A 24,732-nucleotide genomic window follows, 5' to 3' on the forward strand; every position below is an offset into this window, starting at 1 on the left:
GGATCGGGCACGCTACCACCAGCAGGCGCACTCAGTCGGCCAGCAGGTCGAGCAGGAGTGCGGCGGTCCAGCTGAACGCCGGTGAACCCAGCCCGACGCCGGTGTCCGGGTGGAAGTACTCGTGGCAACCGGCACCGGCGACCAACCCGATCATCGAGTGGCGCAGACCGGCGGCCAACTCCGGGTGCCCGTGCGTGAGCAGCCCTCGCCGGACCAGCCACCCGATGTTGAGCCAGCTCGGCCCACGCCAGTAGCGCAGCGGCTCGACGTCAGGCGCGGTGCGGTCGTAGGTGGGCAGCGGCCGGTCCATCCGCCGGGCCACCCCGAAGCGCGCCGATCGGGCCTCGACGACAAGCGCGTCGGCCTGCCGGGTCGGCAGGTCGGGCAGGATCAGTGGGGTCAGCCCGAGGACGGTGCGGGCGCTGACCAGGCGGTCGGTGCGCAGGTCACGGGGCTGGAACGTGCCGGTGCTCGGGTCGTACAGCCGTCGTACCAATGCCTCGGTGATCCGGGCGGCGCGGGCCCGGTGTGGCCCGGGGTCGCCGCCGAGGAGCGCGGCGATCTCGGCGAGGGCGTGCTCGGCGGCCCCGAACGCCGCGTTGAACAGCGGGCACTCCACCAGGAACGGGTGGCCACCGGCCAGGTCGTGATCGGCGTAGCCATGGTCGCGGTAGGCGGCCACGATCGCCAGGTAGCGCGCGTAGTCCAGGTCCGTGGGGCGGTGCGCGGCGTCGGCGTGCGCGGTGTCATGCCGACGGTACGCGCGCATGACGGCCGCCTCGGCTCGGACCGCGGCCATCGGCTCGTCCCACGCCGGGCTGTTGTCCAACCCGGACTCCCACGGGTGCACGATGCAGACCAGCCCGTCACCGGCCACGTCCCGCCGGTCGGCCAGGTAGCTCTGTTGGGCGACCAACGCGGGGTAGAGCCGGCGCAACGCGGCCAGGCCGGCAGGGTCGGGTGCCCGTCGGTACGCCAGCAGCGCGGCGAGCGCGTGCACCGGCGGCTGGACCAGGCCGGAGGTGGCCACCGTCGGTGCTCCGGGCACGTCGGCGGAGCGCCACATCTCCGGCCCCGGGAAGTACGCGCCGACCCGCAGCGCCGGGTTGAACACGATGTGCGGCACCCGTCCGTCGGCCCACTGCGCCCGGAACAGGCTCGCCAGCTCCCGCCAGGCTCGGTCGGGGCGGGCCTGGGCCAGCCCGATCGCGATGAACGCCGAGTCCCAGCTCCACTGGTGCGGGTAGAGGGTGCGCGAGGGCACGGTGTGGTCGTGCTCCCAGTTGGCGTCGAGGGTGTCGAGCGCGAGTCGACGCAGCCCGGCCAGGTCGGCCGAGCCACCGGTGCGGGCCGCGCCGAGGCTCGTCGGCGCGGCGGCGGCGGGTGCGCCGACGCCTGTCTGCCCGGCACCGGCGGTCATGCGGCGGCCCGCCGGGGCAGCGCGTGTCGCAGCACCGTGGCGGCCTGTTGCAGGGCCCGGACCGGGTCGCCGCGCAGCCGGCACTCCAGGGCCAGCCAGCCTCGGTAGTCCAGCTCCAGCAGGGTGCGCAGCAGCGCCGGCCAGTCCAGGTGCCCGGCGCCGGGCTGGTACCGGTTGGAGTCGCTGACCTGCACGTGCCCGAGGTACGGCGCGGCGGCGCGCAGCGCGCGGTGCACGTCGTCCTCCTCGATGTTCATGTGGAAGGTGTCGGCGACCACCCGGACCGACGGCAGGCCGAGCGCGGCGCAGAGCGCCACCGCCTCGTCGAGACGGTTGACCATGTGGTCCTCGTACCGATTGAGGGGTTCCAGGAAGAGGGTGACCCCCTCGGCCTGGGCGTGCTCGCCCAGCTCGCCGAGGGCGTCGAGGAGCACCTGCCGGTCGTCGTCCGGAGCGCGCGGCGGCTCGAACGGCGGCAGTCGCCGGGAGAACATCCCCCAGGCGGCCGGGGTCATCACGCCGACGCCGCCCAGCTCGGCGATGACCGTGAGCTGGGAGCGCAGGTTGCGGACGGCGTCGGCGGACCGGGCGGGGTCGAAGTCGCCGATGAAGTGGTCCATCTCGACGCAGACGGTGGGCATCACCACCCCGGCGGCGCGGGCTCGGCGCAGCTCGGGCAGCCGGCGGGCGAACGCGAGGTCGCCACGGCCGCGTAGCTCGATGCCCTGGTAGCCGAGGGCGGCCGCGAGGGCGTACTTCTGGATCAGGTTGGTGCCCGGCAGGAGTTGTTCCTGACAGGCCAGCGCGATGGTGGTCATTTAGAACCTCAGCACGACTTGGAGGACGTCACCGGCGCCGCGATCGAGCAGCGCGAGGGCGTCGGCGACCGCGCTGGCGTCGACGATGTGGCTGACCAGCGGCAGTGGGTCGACGCTGTGTTCGGCCACCAGGTCCATGAAGGTCTGCGCGACCCGGTCTCCGGTCCACCGGCCGGCCATGCTCGGCGCGGGGGTGGGCCCGGAGACCTGGGCGGCCACCAACTGGATGCGGTTGTGGTGGAACTCCTCGCCGAGGCCGAGCGCGTCGGCCTGGCCCTGGTAGAAGCCGGCGGCCACGACCCGGCCGGCGTGGGTGGTGGATCGGATCGCCTCGTGCAGCGCCGGGTACGCGCCGGACAGCTCCAGGCAGACGTCGGCTCCTCGACCGTTTGTGGCCTGGCGCAGCATGGCGGCGGCGGACGCGACAGTGGCGTCAACAGTGGCTGTCGCGCCGTAGCGGGCGGCATGTGCCAGCCGGTCGGGCACCGGGTCGACGGCCACCACCCGGGCCCCGGAGAGCACGGCGAGCCGGGTGGCGAGCAGCCCGATCACGCCTTGCCCGAAGACACCGACCCAGTCGCCGAGGTGCAGGTCACCGGCGAGCACGGCGGTCAGCGCGATGGCGCCGGGCCGGGCGAAGACCGCGGCGAGCGGGTCCATCCCGGCGGGGAGCGCGCGGACCGCGTCGGCGGCGAGCACGGCCTCGGCCCGGTGCCCCCAGATGCCCCAGACGAGCTGCCCTGGGTGCCGGTCGGTGACCTCGGGTGCGACCTCGATGATCTCGCCGACCTCTTCGTAGCCGAAGCCGATCAGCGGGTAGGGCACCGGGGTCTGTCGGGGGACGAACATCCGGGCGGCGTCGTCCCAGTCCTTGCTGAGCCGGGGATTGCTGCCCCGGTAGAGGGTCAGCTCGGTGCCGGCGGAGATGCCCGAGTAGCAGGTGCGGACGCGGACCTGGCCGGGGCCGAGCGGATCCGGGGGGCAGGGCTCGAGGCTGATGCGTCGAGGACCCGCGAGAGAGACCACCCAGTTGCCCATGTGTCACATCCCGGTAGCACTGGGCTCCAGGATAGCAAAAAATCGCAATATGTCTTGCTATTGATCAATCGAAGGTGTTGGATCCGTCATGTACCCTTCGAGAGGAGTGCCACTGATGTCAGCACCTCCGAGGCGGATACTCGCCACCACCCTGATCCTGGCACTGACCACGTCCACCCTGCTGGCCTGCGGCGACGATGGGTCAGACAGCAACAGCAAGAAGATCACCGTGTGGAGCCTGGAGGACGTGGCCGACCGGGTCACCGCCACCAAGGCGATCATCGCCGACTTCACCGCGAAGACCGGGATCCAGGTCGAACTCGTGACCGTCAACGAGGACCAGTTCCCCTCCCTGATCGCCGCCAACGCCGCCGCTGGGGACCTGCCCGACGTGGTCGGGTCGGTCTCCCTCGCCGGCATCCGCACGCTCGCCGGCAACGAGCTGCTGCACGCCTCGGCGAACGCGGAGGTCGTCGACAAGCTGGGCAAGCAGACGTTCTCCCCCCGGGCACTGGAGCTCACCTCCGACGACGGCACACAGCTCGCCGTGCCCAGCGACGGATGGGGGCAGCTGCTCGTCTACCGCAAGGACCTGTTCGCCGCGGCCGGCCTGCCCGCCCCCGACACGTACGAGCGGATCACCGCCGCCGCAGCGAGGCTGAACACCGGCGGCGTCGCCGGGATCACCGCGGCGACCGCCCCTAGCGACGTGTTCACCCAGCAGACCTTCGAGCATCTGGCGCTGGCCAACGGCTGCCAACTCACCGACGACTCGGGGAAGGTCACCCTGGATTCGCCCCAGTGCGTCGAGGCGTTCCGCTTCTATGGCGACCTGATCCGCACCAGCTCGGTAAAGGGCGCGCAGGACGTGGACACCACCCGGGCCACCTACTTCGCAGGCAAGGCGGCCATGGTGATCTGGTCACCGTTCATCCTCGACGAGCTGGCCGGGCTGCGCAACGACGCCAAGCCGACCTGCCCGCAGTGCCAGGCGGACCCGGCGTTCCTCGCGAAGAACAGCGGGTTCGTCACCGCGATCAAGGGCCCGAACGGCACCGAGCCGGCCCAGTACGGCGAGATCAGCTCCTGGGCCGTGCTGGACGGCGCGGTCACCGACCCGGCGAAGTCCTTCGTGGAGTTCATGCACAGCGACGGCTACCCACGCTGGTTCGGCATGTCGCCGGAGGGCCGCTTCCCGGTGCGCAAGGGCACCCCCGCCGAGCCGGAGGCGTACCTGAGCGCCTGGAACTCCAGCCAGGCGGGCGTCGATGCGAAGAAACCCCTCGCCGACGTGTACGGCGAGGAGGTGCTGGCCACGCTGCGCCGCAGCCCGGACACCTTCGGGCGGTGGGGTCTCAGTCAGGGGCAGGGCAAACTCGTCGGCGCCATGCTCGGCGAGTTGCCGGTCCCCAAGGTGCTGGGCGACCTCGTCGCGGGCAAGTCCGACGCGGCGGCCACCGCCAGCCGGGCCAAGAAGGACGTGGACGCCATCAAGGCGGGCGTCAATTGACCACCACCGTGCCAGGCCCCGGCCGCTCCCCCACCCGGGATCGGCCGGCACCACCCCGACGCCGACCGCTGACGCTGCGCCGCCGCGAATCCCGGGCCGGGCTCGCGCTCGTCGCACCGACCCTGCTCGTCACCATCGCGGTCATCGGCATCCCGATCGTGTGGACCGTGGTGCTCGCCTTCCAACGGGTCCGGCTCGCCACGCTGCGCAAGACCGGCCTGTTCGGCGAGTTCACCATGGACAACATCGACCGGGTGCTGCACACCCCCGGCTTCGCCGAGACGCTGTGGGTCACGCTCATCTACAGCATCGGCGGCACCGTCGGGTCGATCCTGCTCGGTCTGGTGGCCGCCCTGGTCGTCCGCCGACCGTTCCGGGGCCGCACCCTGGTCCGGGCGTCCATGCTGCTGCCGTACGTGGCACCGGTGGTCGCGGTGACGTTCGTCTGGCAGGTGATGCTCGACCCGCAGCTCGGCATCGTCAACGCATGGGGTCAACGCCTGCTCGGCTGGGACACGCCGGTGCCGTTCCTCACCCAGGAGTCGACCGCGCTGGCTACGGTGATCGTCTTCGAGGCGTGGCGGTACTTCCCGTTCGCGTTCCTGTTCCTGCTGGCCCGGCTCCAGGCGGTGCCCGGTGAGTTGGAGGAGGCCGCCCGCGTCGACGGCGCCACCCCCACCCAGCGGTTCCGGCACATCCTGCTGCCGCAACTACTGCCGGTGATCGCCCTGCTGGGCGTGCTGCGCTTCATCATGACGTTCAACAAGTTCGACGACGTCTACCTGCTCACCGGCGGTGCGGCCGGCACCGAGGTGGTCAGCGTGCGGGTTTACGAGTTCCTCACCGCCCGTACCGACATCGGGGCCGCGGCCGCGCAGGCGGTCGTGCTGGCCGTGGTGCTCATCGTGTTCGTGCTGATCTATCTGCGCTTCTTCGGACGGAGGGTGGGCTGATGGACCGGGACATGGTCGAGACGGTGAGCCTGCGTTGGCTGCGCCGCCTGGTGATCGCCGTGTTCCTGCTGATCACCGTCTTCCCCTTCTACTACATGCTGGTGCTCTCGGTGCGCCCCATCGAGCGGCTGCTGCTCGACCCCGGCGCGTTGGTGGTCGGCTTCGGTGAGCTGACCGTGGCCACGTACGCCGAGGTGTTGAAGGCCACCGACGACGGTGGCCAGGGTTTCCTCACCTTCATCCGCAACAGCGGAATGGTCGCCGTCGCGGCGACCGTGCTCACCCTCCTGGTCGCGATCCCCGGCGCGTACGCGGTGGCCCGGCTGCGGTTCTTCGGCCGGCGGCAGGTGGACTTCCTGTTCCTGGCGGTCTACCTGTTCCCGTCGATCGTCATCGCGATCCCGCTGTTCGTGGTCTTCACCCGGGCCGGGCTGCGCGGCTCACTGTTCGGTCTGGTGCTGGTCTACATCTCGCAGACGTTGCCGGTGTCGGTCTACATGCTGAAGAACTACTTCGAGACCATCCCGGTCAGTCTGGAGGAATCCGCCGCCATCGACGGCGCCGGCCGACTCGGCATCATCCGGCGCGTCAGCCTGCCCCTCGCGATGCCGTCGATCATGGCGGTCGCGCTCTACGACTTCATGATCGCCTGGAACGAGTTCCTCTTCGCGCTGCTGTTCCTGGTCGACAAGCCCGACCGGTGGACGGTGTCACTGGGGCTGTCCCTGCTCGCCGACGGCGTGGAGGTGCCCAAGACGGTGCTGATGGCCGGGTCGGTCGTCCTCACCCTGCCCATCGTGATCCTCTTCTTCGCCAGCGAACGACTCCTCACCGAGGGGCTGACCAGCGGGGCCGAGAAGGGTTGAGTGGATTGGCGTCACAGTCCGGATACGCTCGGGCTGTGACGCCTCCCACAATCACCGTCATGTCCGTACCATCGGCACGTCCTTATTCCGGCACATCTGAGGGAGCCGGCGCATGAGTCAGGCACGACGGAATCGCCCGACCGAAACGGACGGCGAGGACTACACCGACCGGCTACAACGCCTCGGTGGTGCCCGGTGGAAGCAGGTGCTCGACGTGCAGGCGCCGTACCGGCGGAATCTGCGCCAGCTCAATCTGGGCAACACCCTCGACGTCGGCTCCGGCCTGGGTCGCAACCTCGCCAACCTGGACGGCAACGGCGTCGGCGTCGACCACAACCCGACCTCGGTCGCGCACTCACGGGCCGCCGGGTTCGAGGCCTACACGGTGGACGAGTTCAAAGACAGCCCGCACGCCCGGCCTGGCGCGTTCGACTCGCTGCTCGCCGCGCACCTGCTGGAGCACCTGCCGGCCGACGAGGCACGCGACGTCATCTCGTCCTACCTGCCGTACGTGCGCTCGGGTGGGCAGGCCGTGTTCATCACCCCGCAGGAACGCGGGTACGCCAGTGACGCCTCACACGTCCGGTTCGTCGGCTTCGAGGAGGCGGCGCAGACCTGTCAAGAGCTGGGTCTGACCGTCACCAAGCAGTACTCGTTCCCGTTCGCCCGGCCGCTCGGGAAGGTGTTCACCTACAACGAGTTCATCACGGTGGCCCGGCTGCCCTGATCCCGGCTGTCCCGGGTCGCCCGCCCAGCCCCCACCGGCCCGGTTACGGTGGCCACATGGCCAACCCGACCCGCTGGGCGACCGACACCGGTCCCGAGCACTCACAGTGGTATATCGACCGGTTCCGCAAGCTCGTGGCCGAGGGTGCGGACCTGGCCGGCGAGGCCCGACTGGTGGACGCGCTGGTCGCGCCCGGCTCACGGATCCTCGACGCCGGCAGCGGCACCGGCCGCGTCGGTGCCGCGCTGGCCGAGCGGGGGCACACGGTGGTCGGGGTGGACGCCGACCCCGCCCTGGTGGCCGCCGCCCGCGCCGACTACCCCGGCCCGACGTGGCTGGTCGCCGACCTCGCCGAGTTGGATCTTCCAGCGCTGGGTGAGGCGGAGCCGTTCGACGCCGCGGTGCTGGCCGGCAACGTGCTCGCCTTCGTCGCCGTCGGCACCGAACCGGAGGTGTTGCGACGGGTGGCCGCACACCTGCGGCCCGACGGCGTGCTGACCGTGGGCTTCGGCACCGAGCGCGGTTACCCGCTGACCGCGTTCGACGCCGACGCGGTGACCGCCGGGCTGCGCGTGGAGCAACGCTTCGCCACCTGGGACCTGCGCCCGTGGCGCGACGACGCCCCGTTCGCGGTCAGCGTCCTGCGCCGCCCGGCGGACTGACCCCGGCGGGGCCGCGTCCCCTCAGTCCAGGGCGGCGACAGCCCGGGCGGCGGCCGGGTCCAGGGTGGCCCCGGCGGGCACCAGGCTGACCAGCCCGGCCGGCAGCCGCACCGGGCGCACGTCGCGGTAGCCGAGCATCGCGAGCACCTCCCGGTCCGCCAGCACGTACCGTCGGCCCAGGTCGGTGACGACGGAGACCGCTCCGCCGGTCGCGCCGGGCGCCGCAGCGGCCTCGACCACCGCGCCGCGACCCGGCTCCACCACGACGTGGTCGGCCAGCACCGCGCCGCCGGTCGGCGCGGTGCGTGGCGCGGCCGTCAGGTCCCGCAGTGGTACGCCCCAACGCACCTCGCCAACCCCGCCGTCGTCGGCGACGCGGGTACAGAGCGCCCCGTCGTTGCCGGCCGCGAGCCGGGGCGGGGTCGGCGGCGGGGCGTTCGGGCCGGTCGGGGCGAGATCGGGCACCGTGGGCAGCGCGGCGAACCGGCCCAACGTCATCGGCACCGGCTCGCCCTGCCCGGTGCGGGCCAGCAACAGCCCCGCCTGCAACTCGGTGATGCCAGCCAGGCCGGCATCGAGGGCCACCGCGTACTGCCGGCCGCCCCCGGAGTTGCTCACCAGGTAGACCATGCCAATCGTGGCACCCGGCACCCGAGTCGCGGGCCGGCCCAGCGCGGGCAGGTCGAGCGGGGCGAGGTCGGTGCCGGCGGGCAACGAGTTGAGCAGTGCCGGCGCCACCGGCACCGCCTGGGCCCGGGTGGTGGCGAGCGCCGCCAGCACCCTGCTGGGATCGCGGACCAGGTAGCGCCGCTGGTGCCAGACCAGGTGCAGCCCGCCGTCGGGGTGGCGCAACAGCAGCGCGTCGTCGCCGAGCGGCCGGCCGCCGTGGGGCTCGGTGCCGATCAGCAGCGCGGAGCGGGGCGCTTCGACGCGCGCGCCGGCCGGGACCGTCGAGCAGACGGTCCACGCCGCAGTGGCCAGCCGGCCGGGGGCGGGCAGCGAGTCGGGGGCGTCGGCGATGCCCAACGGCAGGCCGCGCGGCACTCCGTCGATCGTGCGTCGGGACACCAGCACGGTCTTCGACCGGTCCGCGCCGACGATGAGCAGCGCCGAGGCGTAGTTGAGCACCGGATGCAGCTTCTGCTCGCGATAGACGAACCGGGCGCCGGACTCCTTTTCCACGATCACCGCGCCAGGGTCCCGCCACCCCTTGCCGCCACCGGCGAACAGGCCGTATAGGGCGAAACCACCGAGCCCGATCGCCGCGACCAGGACGCTGGCCAGGCCAGCGCCGGCCAACCGCCGAAACGGTGACTGCGCGGGATCGGTCTCCCGCATGACCAGGGCGGCGACTGCCCGCTGGACGCTGAACTGGTAGGAGTGCAGCTGGTCCTGCCGCGATGGCATGCGTCCCCTCCGGTGGATTGGCCGGGCACAGGATATGCGCTCCGTCGACCTCCCGCAGACCCTGCGTGGCCGTCCGTCACGGGGCAACCGGTACCATCCGTGGACGAATCCGGCGGCGAGAGGGCACCCGTGGGCGCGCGTTTCGAAGAGCTGGCCTGGCGGGAGACTCCGATCGGCGCGATCAGCCTGCGCCGACGTCGGGACCCGGCACTCCAGGTCGAGGTGTACGAGGTCAAGCTCGACGACGAGTACCTGATGTCCAGCCTCTTCCCGGTCGCGGAGATCGAGCTGGCTCGGCTCGGTCTCGCCGAGGTGCCCGGTGACTCGCTGGACGTGGTCGTCGGCGGTCTCGGGTTGGGCTACACCGCCTGCGCGGCGCTGGGCGATCCACGGGTGCGCTCACTGCTCGTGGTGGAGGCGATCGAGGACGTGATCGACTGGCACCAGCGAGGGCTGCTGCCGTTCGCGGCGGGGCTCGCCGAGGACCCCCGGACCCGGTTCGTGCAGGCCGACTTCTTCGCGGCGGTGGCCGGTGACACCGGTTTCGACGCCGAGGTGCCCGGTCGGCGGTTCGACGCCGTGCTGCTCGACGTCGACCACTCCCCGCGCAACGTGCTGCACCCGAGCCACGCGGCGTTCTATCCGCCGGCTGGGTTGCGCCGCCTGGCCGCCCTGCTGCGCCCGGAGGGCGTCTTCGCGCTCTGGTCGGACGACCCGCCGGACGCCGAGTTCACCGCGGCGCTCACCGAGGTGTTCGTGGACGTGCGGGCGCACGTCGTGCCGTTCGCCAACCCGCTGACCGGCGGCGAGTCGGCCAACACCGTCTACGTGGCACGCGCTGGCGGCTGATCGACTCGGGTGTCGGGCATGGTGTCGGCCGGACTGGGAATCTGAACCCGGGCCCGCCGCACCAGGCGCGGCCGGCTACGGGAGGTCGAGATGCGTGCACTGCTCTGGGTCGTCGGCGTGGTCGCCGGTGTGCTGATTCTGCTCGGGTTGATCCTCGAGGCGGTCCGCTGGCTGATCATCATCGGTCTGATCGCACTGGTGATCGTGATCATCTTGGGCGTCGTCAAGGGGCGGCAGGCCATGAGCCACCAGTCCCGCCGACGGTGACGGGTCAGAACCAGTCCGGACGCATGTCGAGGGTCGTCCGGTCCCGGCTTTCCAGCAGGTCGAACTGCGGGCCGGTCCGGGGCAGCTCGACCGTGAAGAAGTAGCGGGCGGCCTGCCGCTTGCCGGCGTGGAACGCGTCGCCGGCCCCCTCCGGCGGCAGCGCCAGCACCTGCTCCAACCACATCCAGGCGATCACCACGTGCCCGACGGCCTCCAGGTAGGCGCTGGCGTTGGCCAACGCGAGCACCGGGTCGCCGTCGGCCCACACTCGACGGGTGACCGCGGTGACCCGGTCCACCGCGGCGGCCAGCCGGCCCGCCAGGTCGGCCGCCTCTCCCCCGGCCTGCCGGGCCCGCTCGACCGTGTCGCCGATCGTCGCGGTCAGCAGGGCGAGGCCAGCGCCACCCTGCATGGTCACCTTGCGCCCCAGCAGGTCCAGTGCCTGGATGCCGTGGGTGCCCTCGTGGATCGGGTTGAGCCGGTTGTCCCGGTAGTGCTGCTCCACGTCGTGGTCGCGGGTGTAGCCGGCGCCTCCGAGCACCTGGATCGCGAGGTCGTTGGCGGTGAGGCACCACTGCGACGGCCAACTCTTGGTGATCGGGGTGAGCACGTCCAGCAACAGGTGCGCGCGCTCGCGGTCGGCGTCGGCCGGGGCGGTCTTCTGCTCGTCGAGCAGCCGCGCGCAGTAGAGCACCAGCGCCAGTGCCCCCTCCACGTAGCTCTTCTGCGCCAGCAGCATCCGTCGTACGTCGGGGTGGTCGATGATCGGCACCTGCGCGGCGGCCGGGTCCTTCGCGCCGACCGGCCGGCCCTGCGGCCGCTCCCTCGCGTACGCCAGGCTCTTGAGGTAGCCGGTGTAACCCAGCGCGGTGGCGCCCGCCCCGACCCCGATCCGGGCCTCGTTCATCATGTGGAACATCTGGGCCAGACCCTGGTGCGGTGCGCCGACCAGGTGGCCGACCGCTCCGGCGCGGCCCGCCGGGGTGTGCCCGCCGTCGCCGAAGCTGAGCAGGGTGTTTGTGGTGCCCCGGAAGCCCATCTTGTGGTTGAGCCCGGCCAACACCACGTCGTTGCGGTCACCGAGCGACCCGTCCGGGCCGACGAGCACCTTGGGCACGATGAACAGCGAGATGCCCTTGACCCCGGGCGGCGCGCCAGGGATCCGCGCCAGCACCAGGTGGACGATGTTCTCGGCCAACTCGTGGTCGCCGCCAGAGATCCACATCTTGGTGCCGAAGAGCCGGTATGTGCCGTCCGCCTGCGGCTCGGCGCGGGTGGTGATGTCGGCAAGTGAGCTGCCGGCGTGCGGCTCGGACAGGCACATGGTGCCGAAGAACCGGCCATCCAGCATGGGCCGGACGTAGGTGTCCACCTGCTCGGGGCTGCCGTGCGCCAACAGCAGGTTGGCGTTGCCCAGGGTGAGGAACGGGTACGCCGACGTGGCCACGTTGGCGGCCTGGAACCAGGTGAAGCAGGCCGCCGCGACGGCGTGCGGCAATTGCAGGCCACCGACCGTGGCGTCCAGCCCGGCGGTGAGCAGGCCCGTCTCGGCGAAGCTGTCCAACGCCGCGCGGACCTGTGGGATCAGCCGCACCCGCCGCCCGTCGAAGGTGGGCTCGGTGAGGTCGGCGGCACGGTTGTGCGGGGCGAACTGCTCGGTGGCCACCCGCTCGGCGAGGTCAAGGGCGTCGTCGAAGGTCTCCCGGGAGTGCTCGGCATAGCGGGGACGCTCGACGAGGTCGGACACCCGCAGCCACTCGTGCAGCAGGAAGTCGAGGTCACGGCGGGAGAGCAGGGTGGACGGCACGGCACTCCTCAAGCGGGCACGGGGGTGGGTCGAGCCGGGACGACGGCCCACGGTCGCCCCGGCCCATCCTGGCCGATCGACGGGGCGCACACCACCGGCCCGGGCGGCGTCGCCTGAGCGGAACTTGTCACACCGACCGAATAGCGTCGTTGCCCGTGACCGCACCCGGAGATGTCCCACCCGAGGTCCTCGACCGGCTGCGGCCGATCTGCCTCGGTCTGCCGGAGACCTACGAGGAGCCCGCCTGGGTAGGCACCCGCTGGCGGATCCGCAAACGCACCTTCGCACACGTGCTCACCGTCGACCCCGACCGCCAGGCGGTCCACGCGCGGGCCGCCGCGCTCGACGAGCCCGCCTGCCTGCTGAACTTCCGCTCACCCCTCGACGAGATCGCCGGGCTCCTCGCCGGCGGGCGCCCCTTCTACAAGCCGGATTGGAGCCCGAACGTGATGGGCATGATCCTCGACGGCGACACCGACTGGGACGAGGTGGGCGAGCTGCTCACCGAGAGCTACCGCGTGCTGGCGCCGAAGCGGCTCGCCGCCCAGGTCGGCCCCCCGGCCCCGCCGGCCGGCTGAGCGCTCTGGGTACGAAATCCGGTGGAGGGGGTGCGGTCCGAGGGGTGAAGATCGCAGTGTGTCCGTTCCCGCTCGTCAGATCCGTGCTCACCACTCGACCGACACGATCACCGTGTACCAGGCGTACCCACCGGAGATCGCGCTGCCGGCGGTGGCCGCCGGTCGCTTCGTGGCCCCCTTCAAGCGTGACCGGATGACCTGGATCAAGCCGTCCTTTCTCTGGATGATGTACCGCTGCGGCTGGGCCATCAAGCCCGGGCAGGAGCGCGTGCTGTCCATCGACATCACGCGGGAGGGCTTCGAGTGGGCGCTGTCGCAGGCCTGTCTGAGTCACTACGACCGGAGCCTGCACAGCGACCGGGCGACGTGGTCGCGACAACTCAAGGCCAGCCCGGTACGGGTGCAGTGGGATCCGGAACGGACGCTGCACCTGAGCGCGCTGCCGTACCGGTCGTTGCAGGTCGGCTTGTCCGGCGAGGCGGTGGCCCGGTACGTCGAAAACTGGATCGTCGCCATCCGGGACGTCACTCCCACCGTGCACCGGGTGCGGGACCTGGTACGGGCCAATGACCTGCGCGCAGCGACAGATCACCTGCCGGTCGAACGCGTCTACCCTCTGCCGGCGCAGATCGCGGCCCGCCTCGACGCTAGCTCGTGACCGGCCGACCTGTCGGAGGGCGGCGTTAGGCTCCCGGCCATGGCTGAATTCGTGTTGGTGGCGGGGGCGTGGCTGGGGTCGTGGGCGTGGGACGACGTGGTGCCGCCACTGCGGGCCGCCGGTCACGGCACCCACCCGCTGACCCTCTCCGGCCTGGCCGACAAGCGGGGCGTGCCCGCCGGGCAGCAGACCCACGTGCAGGACATCATCGACGAGATCGAGCGCCGCGACCTGCGCGACGTGGTGCTGGTCGGGCACAGCTACGCGGGCATCCCGGTGGGTCAGGCCGCCGAACGGATCGGTGACCGCTTGACCAGGGTGGTCTTCGTCGACTCGGAGGTGCCGGTCGACGGTGGGTCGTTCGCGTCCGGCTGGTGGCAGGGTCAGGCGGCGTTCGAGGCGCAGCTCGCCGACAACGGCGGCAACTGGGCACCGCTCGGTGCGGCCGACTTCGACGGGCAGGGTCTCACCGACGAGCAGATCGCGCGCCTGGTCGAGCGGGCCACCCCGCACCCGGGCGCCACGCTGACCGAGCCGGCCGTGGTGACCCGATCACTGGGTGAGCTGCCGACGACGTATGTCAAGTGCCTGCTCGACGGGCCGGAGCCCAACGACACGGTGGCCAAACTGCTGGCCAGCGACCACTGGCGACTGGTCACGATGGACACCGGCCACTGGCCGATGTTCTCGCAGCCCACCGAGCTGGCCCGGGTCCTGCTGGCGGAGATCGCCTGACCAGGTTAGGCGGTGGGCTCGTCGAGGGTCTGGATGTGGCGCACCGGTGACGCGAGCAGCCACAACACGGCGAGCACGCCGCCCAGGCCGGCGACGACCAGGGTGGGCCGCAGCCCGATGGTGGTACCCAACGCGCCACCGACCAGCGCGCCGAGTGGCCGGATCCCATAGTTGACGGCGCTGTAGGCACCGGCGCGGCGTCCAAGCGCGTCCGCGGGTGTCACGGCGATGAGCAGGGCGTTGAGGTTCACGTCCATCAGCATCACCCCGACGCTGGAGATCAGCTCGATGGCCGCCAGCATGGCCACCTTCGTCCAGGTGGGGCCGGACACCAGCGCGGTCAGCGCCAGCGGCGCGGGGAAGAGCACCGCGCCGATCATGGCGGTACGGCCCAGACCGATGGCGCGGGAGACTGGCGGTGCGAGCGCCGCGCCCACGAATCCGCCGAGCGCTCCGAAACCGAGGGCGATGCCGATCGCGCCGGCCGACAGGTCGAGTTCGCGGGTGGCGTAGAGCACCAGCAGCGCGCTGGCGATGAAGGTGAAGAAGTTGACTGTGCTGGTGCAGCCGAGGGCGGCCCGCAGCACCGGGTGCCGCAACACCAGCACGAGCCCGTCGCGGACCAGGCCGAGCGTGGAGGTCTGACGCGGCGGCGGCGGGGGCTCGGTCACCGGGATGCGGCTGAGCAGCAGCGCGGAGCCGAGGAAGCTGACCGCGTCGACGACGATCGCGACCGGTGCGCTGAGCGCCTGGACCAGCCCACCGCCGACTGCCGGGCCGGCGATGAAGGATAGCGACCGGCTCATGCTCATCTTGCTGTTCGCGTCCACGTACGCCGATCGCGGCACCAGGGCGACGAAGAACGCCTGACGCGCCATGGCGAAGAGCACCGCGCCGAAGCCGGTGAGCAGTGCCACCAGGTAGAGGTGGGTGAGGGTGATCGCGTCGAACAGGTAGGCCACCGGCAGGCTGAGCAGCACCGTGGCGCGGATCAGGTCGGCGATGATCAGCAGTCGCCGCTTGTGGGTGCGCTGGTCCACCCAGGCGCCCAGGAACAGGCCCAGCAGGTTGGGCAGCCAGATCAGCGCGGTGAGGACGCTGACCTGCACGGGTGTGACGGTCAGCAGGGTGACGGCGATGAGCGGTAGGGCCAGTTCGCTGATGCGATCGCCGAACTGGGAGATCGTCTCGCCGATCCAGAAGGTGCGGAAGCGCCGGTCACGGTGCAGGGCCGGCGGGGGTGCGGTGTCGGCATCGGTGGGGGCGTCGGTGGCGGTCATGACGCGGCCGGGCCGTCGCCGGGCTCGGCCGGGGCTGCGTCCCCCGGCTCGGGCAGCAGGTAGCGCAGCATCCGGACGATCCGCGCGTCGGCCGGAGCCGCCTCCTCCTTGCGCCGCACGTACGGGGCGATCAGCTCTTCGATCGACTCCTCCAGTAGCCGCAACTCGTCGGGGGTGGCGACGAATCGGGTGTCGGCCATGCCCGCCAGGGCACGCCACTCGGCGTCCAGTCGGGGCTCGTCATGCAGCAGCCACTGTTGGGGGGCCTCGGCGTTGCGGGCGAACATCTCGCCGCGCAGTTGCTGGACGGCGGACTGCCCCTCGGTGCCCTCGGGCGCGGCGAAGCGGAAGCCTCGGGCGGCCGCCTGCCACCAGCGTTCCCGCTTGCTGGTGGCACCGTCCCAGTCGAGGACCAGGCCGAACGTGGCGAGGTGCCGCAGGTGCCAGCTGACCACCGACGGGGTGGCCCCGACGTGCGGCGAGAGCCCGGTGGCCGTGTTCGGGCCGTGCCGCTGAAGGTGCTCCAGGATCGCGAGTCGGACCGGATGGGCCAGCGCCCGCAGCGCCTGTGGCTCGGTGATCTCGAAATCCCCGTACGGGTTCTTGAGAGACATGTTTCGAGAGTAGTCTCTCAGATTGTGTCGGGGCAACCACGAGCCGCGCCGATCAGGCGATGCCCAACCGCGCCAACGGCTCGACCAGCTCCCGCTCCTCGTAGCTGAGGTGCGACAACAGGGCGTCGGTCAGCAGATCCACCGCGGCCCGCAGTTCAGTGAGGCCGTCCGGAGACCCGACGTACGCGACCAGGGCCCGATCGACACCCTCCAGCACGTCGTGGATGACGTGATGCTCCTGCTCCAGCCGGTCGACCACCGGGCCGAGCCGGGGGTCACGCGCCCGCAACCTGGGGAAGAACGACTGGTCCTCGATCGTGTGGTGGGTGGTGACGATGCGGCAGTACGACTCGCAGTAGACGCCGAGCGTCCACCTGTTCTGCCGCATGGTCATCGTGTTGATGTGGGACCGGGCCGCACCGGCGTCGATCTCGCCGGCCGCCACCTGCTCGATGAGGTCGTGAATCTGGGCCAACTCGGCGCGCAGGCCGTCGTGGATCTGCACGAGGTGCGCGCCGGTGGCCTGCTCGTGCGCGGTGTAGGTGCGCTCCGGATCGGGAGCGGGCCCGGTCGGCCGGGTCGACTCGTCCCAGACCTGCCGCTCGCTGCGCCGTACACCGTCGTCGGGGGTCGGCACCACGGCGAACGCGCCGCCGGTCACCCTGACGCGGCTCGACCGGGCCGGCGAGGCCGCGACCGGCTCCGGCTCCGGCGCCGGGGTGCGCTCCGCAGCCGGCGTGCGCTCCGCAGCCGCGCCACGGTCGCGCTCGGCCGCGACCAACTCGCGGACGGCGGGGGCCACCTCGCCGGCGAACCGGCGCAGGTCGTCCGGGTCGTCGCTGCCGAGGATGAACGCGCTGACGCCCTCCCCCAGCGCCAGCTCGACCAGCTCCTGCACCCACTGCTCGGCGGGACCGTTCAGCGGGCCGCGTCCGAGCGCCGAGAACTGCCCGGAGATGTTGAGCAGGCGGCGTACGTCCTGCGGGGACCGCCCGGCCTGCTGCGCGGCGTCGTCGATGATCGCGTTGCCCTTGGCCAGGTCACCGGGCTGAAGGTAACCCAGCGAGGGCAGCCAGCCGTCGGCCCGCCGCCCGGTGAGCTGGAGCATCCGGGGCTTGTACGCGCCCAGCCAGATCGGCACCGCGTGGGCCGGAGCGGGCCCACGCTTGGCACCCACCACCCGGTAGAACTCGCCATCGACCCGCACGCCGCCGCGCGTCTCGACGTCCCAGAGCTGACGGATGACCTCGATGGCCTCCTCCAGCGCGCGTACGCCCTGGCCGGGGGTCAGCCGCCGACCGCCCATCGCCTCGATGGCGTCCCAGAACGCCCCCGCCCCGAGGCCGAGGCTGACCCGACCACCGCTGAGCAGGTCGAGGCTGGCCACACTGCGGGCGAGCACCGCCGGTGGGCGCAGCGGCAGGTTCGTCACGTTCGCCGCCACCTGCACCCGGCTGGTGCGGGCCGCGACGAAGCTCAGCAGCGTCCAGGTGTCGAGGAACGCCGGCTGGTATGGGTGGTCCTGGAAGGTGACCAGGTCCAGCCCAACCTGCTCGGCCAGGACGGCGACGCCGACCGTGTGGTCCGGATTGCCGGCGCTGGGCGTGACGAAGGATCCGAAGACCAGGTCGTGGCCGTAGTCGCTCATCTGCGAGCCTCCCGATTTCCGCGCCGCCTCGGGCGATGCGTCGTAACCATAACCTTATGCCACACAGAACATCTGCTGCCAACATGGTCTGGCCCACTGCGGTATTGTCGGCGTATGACGGGTGCCACTGACCGGCCGGACCGGCCCGATCCGCTCGACGACGACCTGGGCTGGATGCTCGGGATCGTCTTCCGCGGCTACGTCCGGGCGGCCGAGCACACGCTCACCGACTTCCCCGGTGGCCCTCGCGGCTATCAGCTGCTCACCGCGGCGATCAACGGGCCAGCCCGCAACCAGGGCGCGATCGCCGAGGAGCTCGGCATCGACCGCACCGTCCTCACCTACCTGATCGACGACCTGGAGCGACCCGGGTTCGTCGCCCGCCGGGCGGACCCGGCCGACCGACGCAACCGGCTGGTCGACGTCACCGACGCCGGCCGGGCTGCCTGGGAGCAACGGCGGTCGGCGCTGCGGCAGGTCGAGTCACATCTGTTGGGCGCGCTCGCGCCGGCCGAATCGGCGACGCTGCGGGCCCTGCTGCAGCGGGTGGCCTGCTCGGCCCAGTCGGTGGACCCGCTGCGTGACCTCTGCGAGGTGGTGACGCAGGTGCGAGCCGACGACCCGGCACCGGCGGCACCCGGGAAACCCGCCGGCCCGCGAGCCCGCCGCCGCAGCCCAGGCTGACCTGCGACGACTGCGGGCCCGCCCCGCACCGCCCGACGTCGTACGTCGAGCGGTGTCGGACGGGCCCGCGGTGTCGCTACCGCGCTCGGTCAGCGCACGTGCACGAACACCGGGTTCGAGTAGAACCACAGGTCGTCCCACGGGCTCTCCAGCCCGTCGGCGAGCGGCTCGTCCTCGTCGGTGCTGGTGCCCCGCACCCGCGCGTAGGTGTCGGCCTCGACGTTGCGCAGGGTGTGCCGGATGACGTAGCTGTCCCCGTGTCGACGCCAGTCCCGCGGGCCGAAGCGGGCCGCCACCTTGGTGGTGGGGTTGGTGTCGGCGTCCAGGCTGGCGCTCGGGCCGGTGATCTGGCCGACGATCAGGTCGACCCGACGGACCTCGGGCCGGTCACCGTTCGCGTTCGCCCCACCCAGCGGGCGGAACGTGATCTCGATCTCGACATCGGTACGGCTACGCCGGCTCACCGTGATCGTCTCGCCCACCTCGGCGGTCCTGCCCTGGGACGTGGCGGTGACGTCGAGGTTGCGGATCAGGTCACCGGTGGTGACCCAGATGCGGCCGTTGCGCAGGCCGTCCATGATGTCGCCGTAGTCCTGGCGGGCGTGCACGTACGTCTTGCTGTACTCGCCCGGCCAGAAGTCGGAGCCACCGCGGGTCCAGTGCACGTGCGAGTCCGAGGTCGCGGTGATCCACCAGCGCCGCCCCTCGCCGAGCAGGGAGTCCCACAGGCCACCGACCCGGGCGGTCATCTGGTCGAAGCCGCCGTAGGTGGGGTGGTTGCCGTACCCGCCGCGCTTGCCACCGTTGAGCGGGCCGGCCTGGTGGCCGGGGGCACCCTCGAAGCCGATGTAGACGTCCGGCGCGGCATTGTTGCCGTTACGGAACTCGCGCGGGGTGTCCTGACCGTAGACACCGAGACCGGGCGCCGAACGGGACGCGTGGTGGGCGATCACCAGCGGCTTGTGCGGCATGCCCCGGGCGACCTTGAGGAACTCCACCATCTTGGCCTCGGTGTCGCGGGCCGGGTCGGTGGGGAACGCGTCGTACTTGGCGAACCGGCTCTCCAGCTCGAAGAGCTGCTTGGCCTCGTCGTCGTGGCGCGGAATCATCAGCGTGTGGTGATCCAGCGAGGGCGCGTCGAACTCCATGCCCCAGAACTGGAGCACCTCGGGGACCAGCTTGCGCGAGCGCAGCAGGTCGGGGTACGCCTGCTCGATGTTCACCTTCGAGTGGGTGGGTCCACCGTGGTCGGTGCACATCGCCCAGGTCAGACCGAAGTGCTTTGCCATGATGGCGTTGGTGACGATCGGGTAGACCGCGTCCGCACCCTTGTGGAAGACAATCGGGGACTTCGTGGTGTCGAACTCGCCGCTGTACTCGGAGTGGATGTGGTGGTCGCCCGCGCGCCACACCCGGTTCTTGGAGTTGCCCCGGTCGCTCTTGTCGTCGTCACCCGGCCGGAGGTCCTCGTCGGCCCACGCCGCGCTGGCACCGACCAGCGGGCTGGCCGCGGCCAGCGTCGCGCCGACGCCCGCGTACTTGACCAGCTTGCGCCGCGACAGCTGAGCGTGCTCGGTCTCTTCGGGATGCTTGTCTCTCACGTGAGAGCCTCTCCTCGATCAAGCGAATGCTCTTTCGATCAAGGAGCCTCGAAGAGGGCGGTGAACTCCCGTCGTATGGGGCACGTGTTCACGATGAACACTCCGTCCGGGGCCGGTGGGCCGCCGACGGCCTGGTCAGATCCGGGCTCGGGGCAGCCAGCCCAGGAATCGGAGCCGGACCCGAGGCAGCGGCAGCGTGGGCAGGTCCTGGGCGGCGGCGACGAGACAGGAGCCGAGATAGACCGCGAGGGCGGCGCGCGCTCCACCGAACTCGGCGAGCAGTTGGCTCTGTTTGGTGGCGCAGGGCCACTCACGGCCGCATCCGGTGCAGGTCCAGCTCGGTGGGTTGGGCAGGTGCTCGGGCAGCTTGGCGCGGCGATACCGGCCGACGACGCTGTTGTCCGTGCGGACGTCGCGCCGCCGTGGCGCGGGGCCCTCGTTGCGGTGTACGACCGAACGGGCAGCGGGCAGGTAGCGCCCGACGGTGCCGAAGAGCACTCCAACGCGGATCAGGGCGTCCGGGCCGACGTGCTGGGCCAGCAACGCGGTCATCAGGTAGTGCCCCAGCAGGTCGAAGGCGTCGTGGTGCAGACCCAGGTCACGACAGAGGTCGACGAATTCCGGCGTAGTCAACGGCACCCGGTCGTCGAGTGCGCGGCGCAGCACCTTGCGCAGCGCGTCGCCCAGCCTCGCCAGTGCGTCACCCTCGCCCAACCCTAAGCTGTCCTCGTCCGCCACCCGGGCCAGCGCCTCGGCCACGGCAAGCTGAACGACACGGTCAGGATCCGTACTGTCCAACGCTCATCCCTCCGTGGGCCGGTCTCCCGGCGGTGGCCCGGGTCGTCCTCCGACGACGCCGGGAATCATGAACAAGATTTCGCTGTCGGCCGCGGCGGCGGCTAGGCCAGCAGGCGTAGAACCATTCGGCGCGCTAGCCGAAAAGCGAAGTCGATCTGCCGACACATCTCGGCGATTCGCGGGACGGCGCGACAGTGATTGTCGTATGGTGAAATTCCCATCTGCAGATATTGCGTTCCAGAGCCACCGAACGGTCAGACCAGATCCGATGCACTCAACCGGTCGCTGCCGTCCCGCTCGCGACGTTCCACTGCACCGCACCGCCGGCCAACATCGTGCCGGGCGCCCCCGAGTGCCCCGACACGTACCGATTTCGCCGTCGGACCGTTCCACCACCCGGCGGCACTCCACCGGACGGAGACAGCGGATGACGTCATCGCCAGTGCAGACCCACCGGTTCGACAGCCGTGACCCGGCGGCCGTCCAGGAGTTTCTGTCCGCGACGTACGACCCGAAACTGCGGATCCAGAGCACGGACCGCTACCGGCTCACCCATCACCGCGTCGACACCGGGCCCTTCGCCATCGCGACCACTCGCCAGACCGGGCACCTTGAGATCGGTACCAGCAGCAACCTGCACGGACTGGTCATCGGCCGCACCCGCACCGCCCGCGTCGAGCGCTCCTGCGTCGGATCGGCCCACCGGTTCGGGCCCGGCGAGGTCTTCCTCGCCACCAGGCCGGCGGAGCCGTGCAACGTACGCTGGCATCCCGGTGAGGTGGAGCTCTGCGTGCTGGACCTGTCGGTGCTGGCGCAGGTGGCCACCACCGCGCCGGCCCGCCGGCCCGGTCGAATCCAGTTCACCGATTTGAATCCGGTCAGCACGGCCCTCGCCCGGCAGTGGCGCAACACCACCAGCTTCGTCCGCGACGTCGTGCTCAACAGCTCCGCCGCCGACGCGCAACCGCTGGTGATCGGCAATGCCGCACGGATGCTCGCCGCGGCGGCGCTCACGGTCTTCCCCAACACCGCGTTCACCGAACCGACCGCCGCGGACCGACATGACGCCACCACCGGCACGCTGCGACGGGCGATCGCGTTCCTGGAGGAGCACGCCGACCGGGACATCAGCGCGGCCGACATCGCCGGTGCCGCCGGCGTCTCCCTGCGGGCGGTGCAACTCGCCTTCCGCCGCCACCTCGGCACCACCCCCATGGCCCACCTGCGTCGGATCCGCCTCGTGCGGGCGCACCACGACCTGGTGCGCGCCGACCCGCGCCAGGAGACCGTCTCGGCGATCGCCAGTCGGTGGGGGTTCGCCAGCCACAGCAGGTTCACCGCGCGATACCACGCCAGCTTCGGCGTGCCGCCGCGCGAGACGCTGCACACCTGAGACACAGAGCGCCCCCTCCCCCGCCGTCCGGCCCTCGGTCGCCTTCGACACGGCACTGCACGACGAGTTGATCGCGATGCTGGAGCGCGACCAGGCCGACCGCGCGGGCACGCCGCAGCACGAGTCCGACCAGGCCCGCATCGCCCGGTTGAAGGAGATCATCCGTACCCGCGGCTGGCCGACGTTCGCCCTCGTGGGTGCGGACGGCGGCAACGCCGCCTGGGCGATCGCCCAGCACTCCGACCAGGATCCGACCTTTCAACAGGAGGCACTGGACCTGCTGCGGGCCGCGGTATCCGCAGGCCAGGCATCGCCGGGCAACCTGGCCTACCTGGAGGACCGAGTCGCGGCGGGCAAGGGCGAGCCCCAGGTGTACGGCACTCAAATCCGCCGCGGACCGGGCGGCCCCGTCCCTGCGACCCCGATTAGGGACGAGCCGCGTGTCGAGCGGCGTCGGGCCGAGGCCGGTCTACCCACGCTGGCCAGCTACCTGGCCGAGATGACCACGATCTGCGCGCAGGACACCAACTAAGAGCGACCGGCGATAGGTAGGTCGTTTGGGCGGTGAGGACCCCGAGGTAGCAAGCAGGCCCACCACCCGCCGACTCAAGTGACACCTATTGCCGGTCGATCTAACGCGGGCGGGGCAGATGCGGGACCGGCCCTCCCCGAGCCGAGTCCCTGATTCGGCGCAGGACCGGGATGAATTGCGGGCTTTCACCACGATGCCCGGCGGTCACGACCATAGACAAGACCTTCTGTCCCTGCTCACAGGCCAGATGCGTTTTGGTGGTAAGACCGCCGCGAGATCGTCCGAGGGCGGGATCGGCGGGTCGTCGTGCACGCCGCCGGGTGGCTCTCTCTGCAGGTGGCCGTCAGTGCGAGCGTCGGCGGCGTCGGGCGACCGCCCCACCCTGTTCATCGATGCCGTGGCTGACCGCACCACTACCACTCGCTTGTCCCGCGCGAGCGCAATACGTCACCGCGCTGACCGAGAAGCGCGCCGGCCCGCAAGATCGAGTCCACCGTCATCTGTACAGTCCCGGGCAGTTCGGCATGGTTTGGTGACCGCATGGGTCAACTGCGGCCGCTCAGCAACCTATCGAGCACCCGCACGCCGAACTGGAGGCTGTCCACCGGCACGCGCTCGTCGACGCCATGGAACAGGCTGGAAAAGTCCATGTCGGACGGGAGACGCAGCGGCGTGAAGCCGACGCACTTCATGCCGAGCCGGTCGAAGGACTTGGCGTCGGTGCCGGCCGACAGCATGTACGGCAGTGGATGGGCGATCGGGTCCTCGGCGGTGAGCGCCTCGGAGATGTCCTTGATCAGCGGGCCGTCGAAAGAGGTTTCCACAGCGGGCCGACGCACGATGGGTTCGCACTCGAAGGCGTCACCGAGCAGCTCGCCCATGACGCGGTCGAACTCCTCCTCCTGGCCGGGCAGGAACCGTCCATCGATCATCGCGACGGCCTCACCCGGGATCACGTTCACCTTCTGGCCGGCCCGCATGAAGGTGGGGTTGGCGGTGTTGGCGATGGATGCGCCGATCAGGCGAGCCATCGGGCCGAGTTGGGCAAGCAACGGCTCCGGGTCCTTAGCGTCGAAGGGGAGCTCCAGGAAGGAGCTGAGATCGCGGAGCAGGCTGCGGGTAGTGTCGGTCAGGTGGATTGGAAAGCGGTGCCTGCCGACGCGGGCGACGGCCTCGGCCAGCTCGGCCACGGCGTTGTGGTCTGGCAGCATCGATCCGTGCCCGGCGACGCCGCGGGCCCGGATCTGCATCCAGGAGAGGCCTTTTTCGGCGGTCTGGACGAGGTAGAGGCGTAGATTGTCGCCGATCGTATACGAGAAGCCGCCCACCTCGCTGATCGCATCGGTGCAGTCCTCGAACCACTCGCGCCGGTTTTCCACGAGCCAGTGCGCACCGAGCTCGCCGCCGGCCTCCTCGTCGGCCACGAAGGCCAGCACGAGGTCGCGCTCAGGCCGGCGACCGGTTCGGACCATGTCTCGCACGACGGCCAGCACCATGGCATCCATGTTCTTCATGTCCACCGCGCCACGTCCCCAGACGCAGCCGTCCCTGAACTCGCCGGACAGCGGCGGGACGGACCAGTTGTCCTCCTCGAATGGGACGACGTCCAGATGCCCGTGCAGCAGCAGGGCGCCCCGGTCGGAGCCGGTGCCGGGGATCCGGGCGAGCAGGCTGGTCCGTTTCCCGTGGCCCGGAGGGGCGATGATCTCACAGGCGACCGCGACCTCGTCGAGCTTGCCGGCCACATATTCTGCCGTCAGCCGCTCGTCACCGAGGCCGTCACCGTAGTTGATCGAGTCGATTTGGATGAGTTCGCTGCAGAGCTGAGCAACTTCGTCCTCTGCGTTCATGAACTAGCTCCGCTTCCTGTTCGCTCTTGCCGCACTG

Annotated in this window: 24 protein-coding genes and 1 pseudogene; 13 read left to right on the forward strand and 12 right to left on the reverse strand. The window is 71.0% G+C overall.

All coding sequences use genetic code 11. From position 1 onward, the window contains the following. Positions 1-31: 31 nt before the first annotated feature. Genes IF46_RS0121805 through IF46_RS0121815 form a run of 3 tightly spaced genes read right to left on the reverse strand, consistent with a single transcriptional unit; the run spans position 32 to position 3,276 of the window. A complete protein-coding gene (locus tag IF46_RS0121805; protein ID WP_232234114.1) occupies positions 32-1,420 on the reverse strand; it encodes an MGH1-like glycoside hydrolase domain-containing protein in 1,389 nt (462 codons plus the stop codon). Then, a complete protein-coding gene (locus IF46_RS0121810; protein WP_030490212.1) occupies positions 1,417-2,238 on the reverse strand; it encodes a sugar phosphate isomerase/epimerase family protein in 822 nt (273 codons plus the stop codon). The genes IF46_RS0121805 and IF46_RS0121810 overlap by 4 nt, the downstream gene beginning before the upstream one ends. After that, the gene (locus IF46_RS0121815) at positions 2,239-3,276 is read right to left on the reverse strand and encodes a zinc-dependent alcohol dehydrogenase (RefSeq protein WP_030490213.1); all 1,038 of its coding nucleotides are present in this window, start codon (positions 3,274-3,276) and stop codon (positions 2,239-2,241) included. Between the two features lie 115 nt (positions 3,277-3,391). Here IF46_RS0121815 and IF46_RS0121820 point away from each other — a divergent pair, with 115 nt between their 5' ends. The 5 genes from IF46_RS0121820 to IF46_RS0121840 all read left to right on the forward strand — a co-directional run bounded on the left by IF46_RS0121820 (position 3,392) and on the right by IF46_RS0121840 (position 7,994). Further along, positions 3,392-4,786: an ABC transporter substrate-binding protein gene (locus IF46_RS0121820; RefSeq protein ID WP_030490214.1), complete on the forward strand. Its 1,395-nt coding sequence runs from the start codon at positions 3,392-3,394 to the stop codon at positions 4,784-4,786. Further along, positions 4,783-5,739: a carbohydrate ABC transporter permease gene (locus IF46_RS0121825; protein ID WP_030490215.1), complete on the forward strand. Its 957-nt coding sequence runs from the start codon at positions 4,783-4,785 to the stop codon at positions 5,737-5,739. The genes IF46_RS0121820 and IF46_RS0121825 overlap by 4 nt, the downstream gene beginning before the upstream one ends. Then, positions 5,739-6,605 (forward strand): carbohydrate ABC transporter permease, encoded by an 867-nt coding sequence (locus tag IF46_RS0121830; RefSeq protein WP_036392887.1) that lies wholly within the window; start codon positions 5,739-5,741, stop codon positions 6,603-6,605. Before IF46_RS0121825 ends, IF46_RS0121830 begins: the two co-directional genes overlap by 1 nt. A 112-nt stretch (positions 6,606-6,717) precedes the next feature. After that, entirely contained in the window at positions 6,718-7,332 is a 615-nt protein-coding gene (locus IF46_RS0121835) for a methyltransferase domain-containing protein (protein WP_030490217.1), read from the forward strand. Positions 7,333-7,388: 56 nt separating this feature from the next. Next, the gene (locus tag IF46_RS0121840; protein ID WP_030490218.1) at positions 7,389-7,994 is read left to right on the forward strand and encodes a class I SAM-dependent methyltransferase; all 606 of its coding nucleotides are present in this window, start codon (positions 7,389-7,391) and stop codon (positions 7,992-7,994) included. A gap of 21 nt (positions 7,995-8,015) precedes the next feature. Here IF46_RS0121840 and eccB read toward each other — a convergent pair whose 3' ends face one another. Continuing rightward, entirely contained in the window at positions 8,016-9,401 is a 1,386-nt protein-coding gene (gene eccB / locus IF46_RS0121845; RefSeq protein ID WP_030490219.1) for a type VII secretion protein EccB, read from the reverse strand. Between the two features lie 129 nt (positions 9,402-9,530). On the opposite strand from eccB, the gene IF46_RS0121850 reads away from it, so the two are divergent. Both IF46_RS0121850 and IF46_RS34850 read left to right on the forward strand, forming a co-directional pair. Further along, on the forward strand, positions 9,531-10,250 hold the full coding sequence (locus IF46_RS0121850; RefSeq protein WP_030490220.1) for a spermidine synthase: 720 nt from the start codon (positions 9,531-9,533) through the stop codon (positions 10,248-10,250). Positions 10,251-10,340: 90 nt separating this feature from the next. Then, positions 10,341-10,517, forward strand: a complete 177-nt coding sequence (locus IF46_RS34850) for a hypothetical protein (RefSeq protein WP_198041500.1) — start codon at positions 10,341-10,343, stop codon at positions 10,515-10,517. 4 nt (positions 10,518-10,521) lie between these two features. Here the strand turns inward: IF46_RS34850 and IF46_RS0121860 are convergent, their stop codons facing one another. Next, complete coding sequence (locus IF46_RS0121860) at positions 10,522-12,324, reverse strand: acyl-CoA dehydrogenase (protein ID WP_030490221.1); 1,803 nt, start codon at positions 12,322-12,324, stop codon at positions 10,522-10,524. 155 nt (positions 12,325-12,479) lie between these two features. Between IF46_RS0121860 and IF46_RS0121865 the strand changes: the two genes are divergently transcribed. Genes IF46_RS0121865 through IF46_RS0121875 form a run of 3 tightly spaced genes read left to right on the forward strand, consistent with a single transcriptional unit; the run spans position 12,480 to position 14,295 of the window. After that, on the forward strand, positions 12,480-12,902 hold the full coding sequence (locus tag IF46_RS0121865) for an MmcQ/YjbR family DNA-binding protein (protein ID WP_030490222.1): 423 nt from the start codon (positions 12,480-12,482) through the stop codon (positions 12,900-12,902). Between the two features lie 58 nt (positions 12,903-12,960). After that, positions 12,961-13,560, forward strand: a complete 600-nt coding sequence (locus IF46_RS0121870; RefSeq protein WP_030490223.1) for a DUF4291 domain-containing protein — start codon at positions 12,961-12,963, stop codon at positions 13,558-13,560. Positions 13,561-13,599: 39 nt separating this feature from the next. Next, positions 13,600-14,295 carry an alpha/beta fold hydrolase gene (locus IF46_RS0121875; RefSeq protein ID WP_030490224.1) on the forward strand — a complete coding sequence of 232 codons (696 nt, stop codon included), beginning with the start codon at positions 13,600-13,602 and terminating at the stop codon, positions 14,293-14,295. Between the two features lie 5 nt (positions 14,296-14,300). On the opposite strand, the gene IF46_RS0121880 is transcribed toward IF46_RS0121875, so the two are convergent. The 3 genes from IF46_RS0121880 to IF46_RS0121890 are packed head-to-tail and all read right to left on the reverse strand — an operon-like array spanning position 14,301 to position 17,837. Continuing rightward, on the reverse strand, positions 14,301-15,575 hold the full coding sequence (locus IF46_RS0121880; RefSeq protein WP_030490225.1) for an MFS transporter: 1,275 nt from the start codon (positions 15,573-15,575) through the stop codon (positions 14,301-14,303). Further along, a complete protein-coding gene (locus IF46_RS0121885) occupies positions 15,572-16,189 on the reverse strand; it encodes an ArsR/SmtB family transcription factor (RefSeq protein ID WP_030490226.1) in 618 nt (205 codons plus the stop codon). Before IF46_RS0121885 ends, IF46_RS0121880 begins: the two co-directional genes overlap by 4 nt. Positions 16,190-16,241: 52 nt before the next feature. Then, positions 16,242-17,837 (reverse strand): LLM class flavin-dependent oxidoreductase, encoded by a 1,596-nt coding sequence (locus IF46_RS0121890; protein ID WP_030490227.1) that lies wholly within the window; start codon positions 17,835-17,837, stop codon positions 16,242-16,244. Between the two features lie 114 nt (positions 17,838-17,951). Here IF46_RS0121890 and IF46_RS0121895 point away from each other — a divergent pair, with 114 nt between their 5' ends. Continuing rightward, on the forward strand, positions 17,952-18,521 hold the full coding sequence (locus IF46_RS0121895; RefSeq protein ID WP_051724065.1) for a MarR family winged helix-turn-helix transcriptional regulator: 570 nt from the start codon (positions 17,952-17,954) through the stop codon (positions 18,519-18,521). 89 nt (positions 18,522-18,610) lie between these two features. Here IF46_RS0121895 and IF46_RS0121900 read toward each other — a convergent pair whose 3' ends face one another. After that, positions 18,611-20,122 (reverse strand): hypothetical protein, encoded by a 1,512-nt coding sequence (locus IF46_RS0121900; protein ID WP_030490229.1) that lies wholly within the window; start codon positions 20,120-20,122, stop codon positions 18,611-18,613. A gap of 135 nt (positions 20,123-20,257) precedes the next feature. Further along, entirely contained in the window at positions 20,258-20,920 is a 663-nt protein-coding gene (locus tag IF46_RS35260; protein WP_232234115.1) for a hypothetical protein, read from the reverse strand. Positions 20,921-21,347: 427 nt separating this feature from the next. On the opposite strand from IF46_RS35260, the gene IF46_RS0121910 reads away from it, so the two are divergent. After that, a complete protein-coding gene (locus tag IF46_RS0121910; RefSeq protein ID WP_030490231.1) occupies positions 21,348-22,313 on the forward strand; it encodes a helix-turn-helix transcriptional regulator in 966 nt (321 codons plus the stop codon). A 76-nt stretch (positions 22,314-22,389) separates the two neighbouring features. Beyond that, complete coding sequence (locus IF46_RS32700; RefSeq protein WP_198041501.1) at positions 22,390-22,845, forward strand: DUF6624 domain-containing protein; 456 nt, start codon at positions 22,390-22,392, stop codon at positions 22,843-22,845. 66 nt (positions 22,846-22,911) lie between these two features. Here the strand turns inward: IF46_RS32700 and IF46_RS35770 are convergent. Both IF46_RS35770 and IF46_RS0121920 read right to left on the reverse strand, forming a co-directional pair. Next, a pseudogene (locus IF46_RS35770) lies at positions 22,912-23,208 on the reverse strand (IS5/IS1182 family transposase); the annotation flags it as partial. 182 nt (positions 23,209-23,390) lie between these two features. After that, complete coding sequence (locus IF46_RS0121920) at positions 23,391-24,695, reverse strand: M20/M25/M40 family metallo-hydrolase (RefSeq protein WP_030490233.1); 1,305 nt, start codon at positions 24,693-24,695, stop codon at positions 23,391-23,393. Positions 24,696-24,732: the final 37 nt, after the last annotated feature.

Source organism: Micromonospora chokoriensis (genome assembly GCF_000718555.1).
Classification (GTDB): domain Bacteria; phylum Actinomycetota; class Actinomycetes; order Mycobacteriales; family Micromonosporaceae; genus Micromonospora; species Micromonospora chokoriensis_B.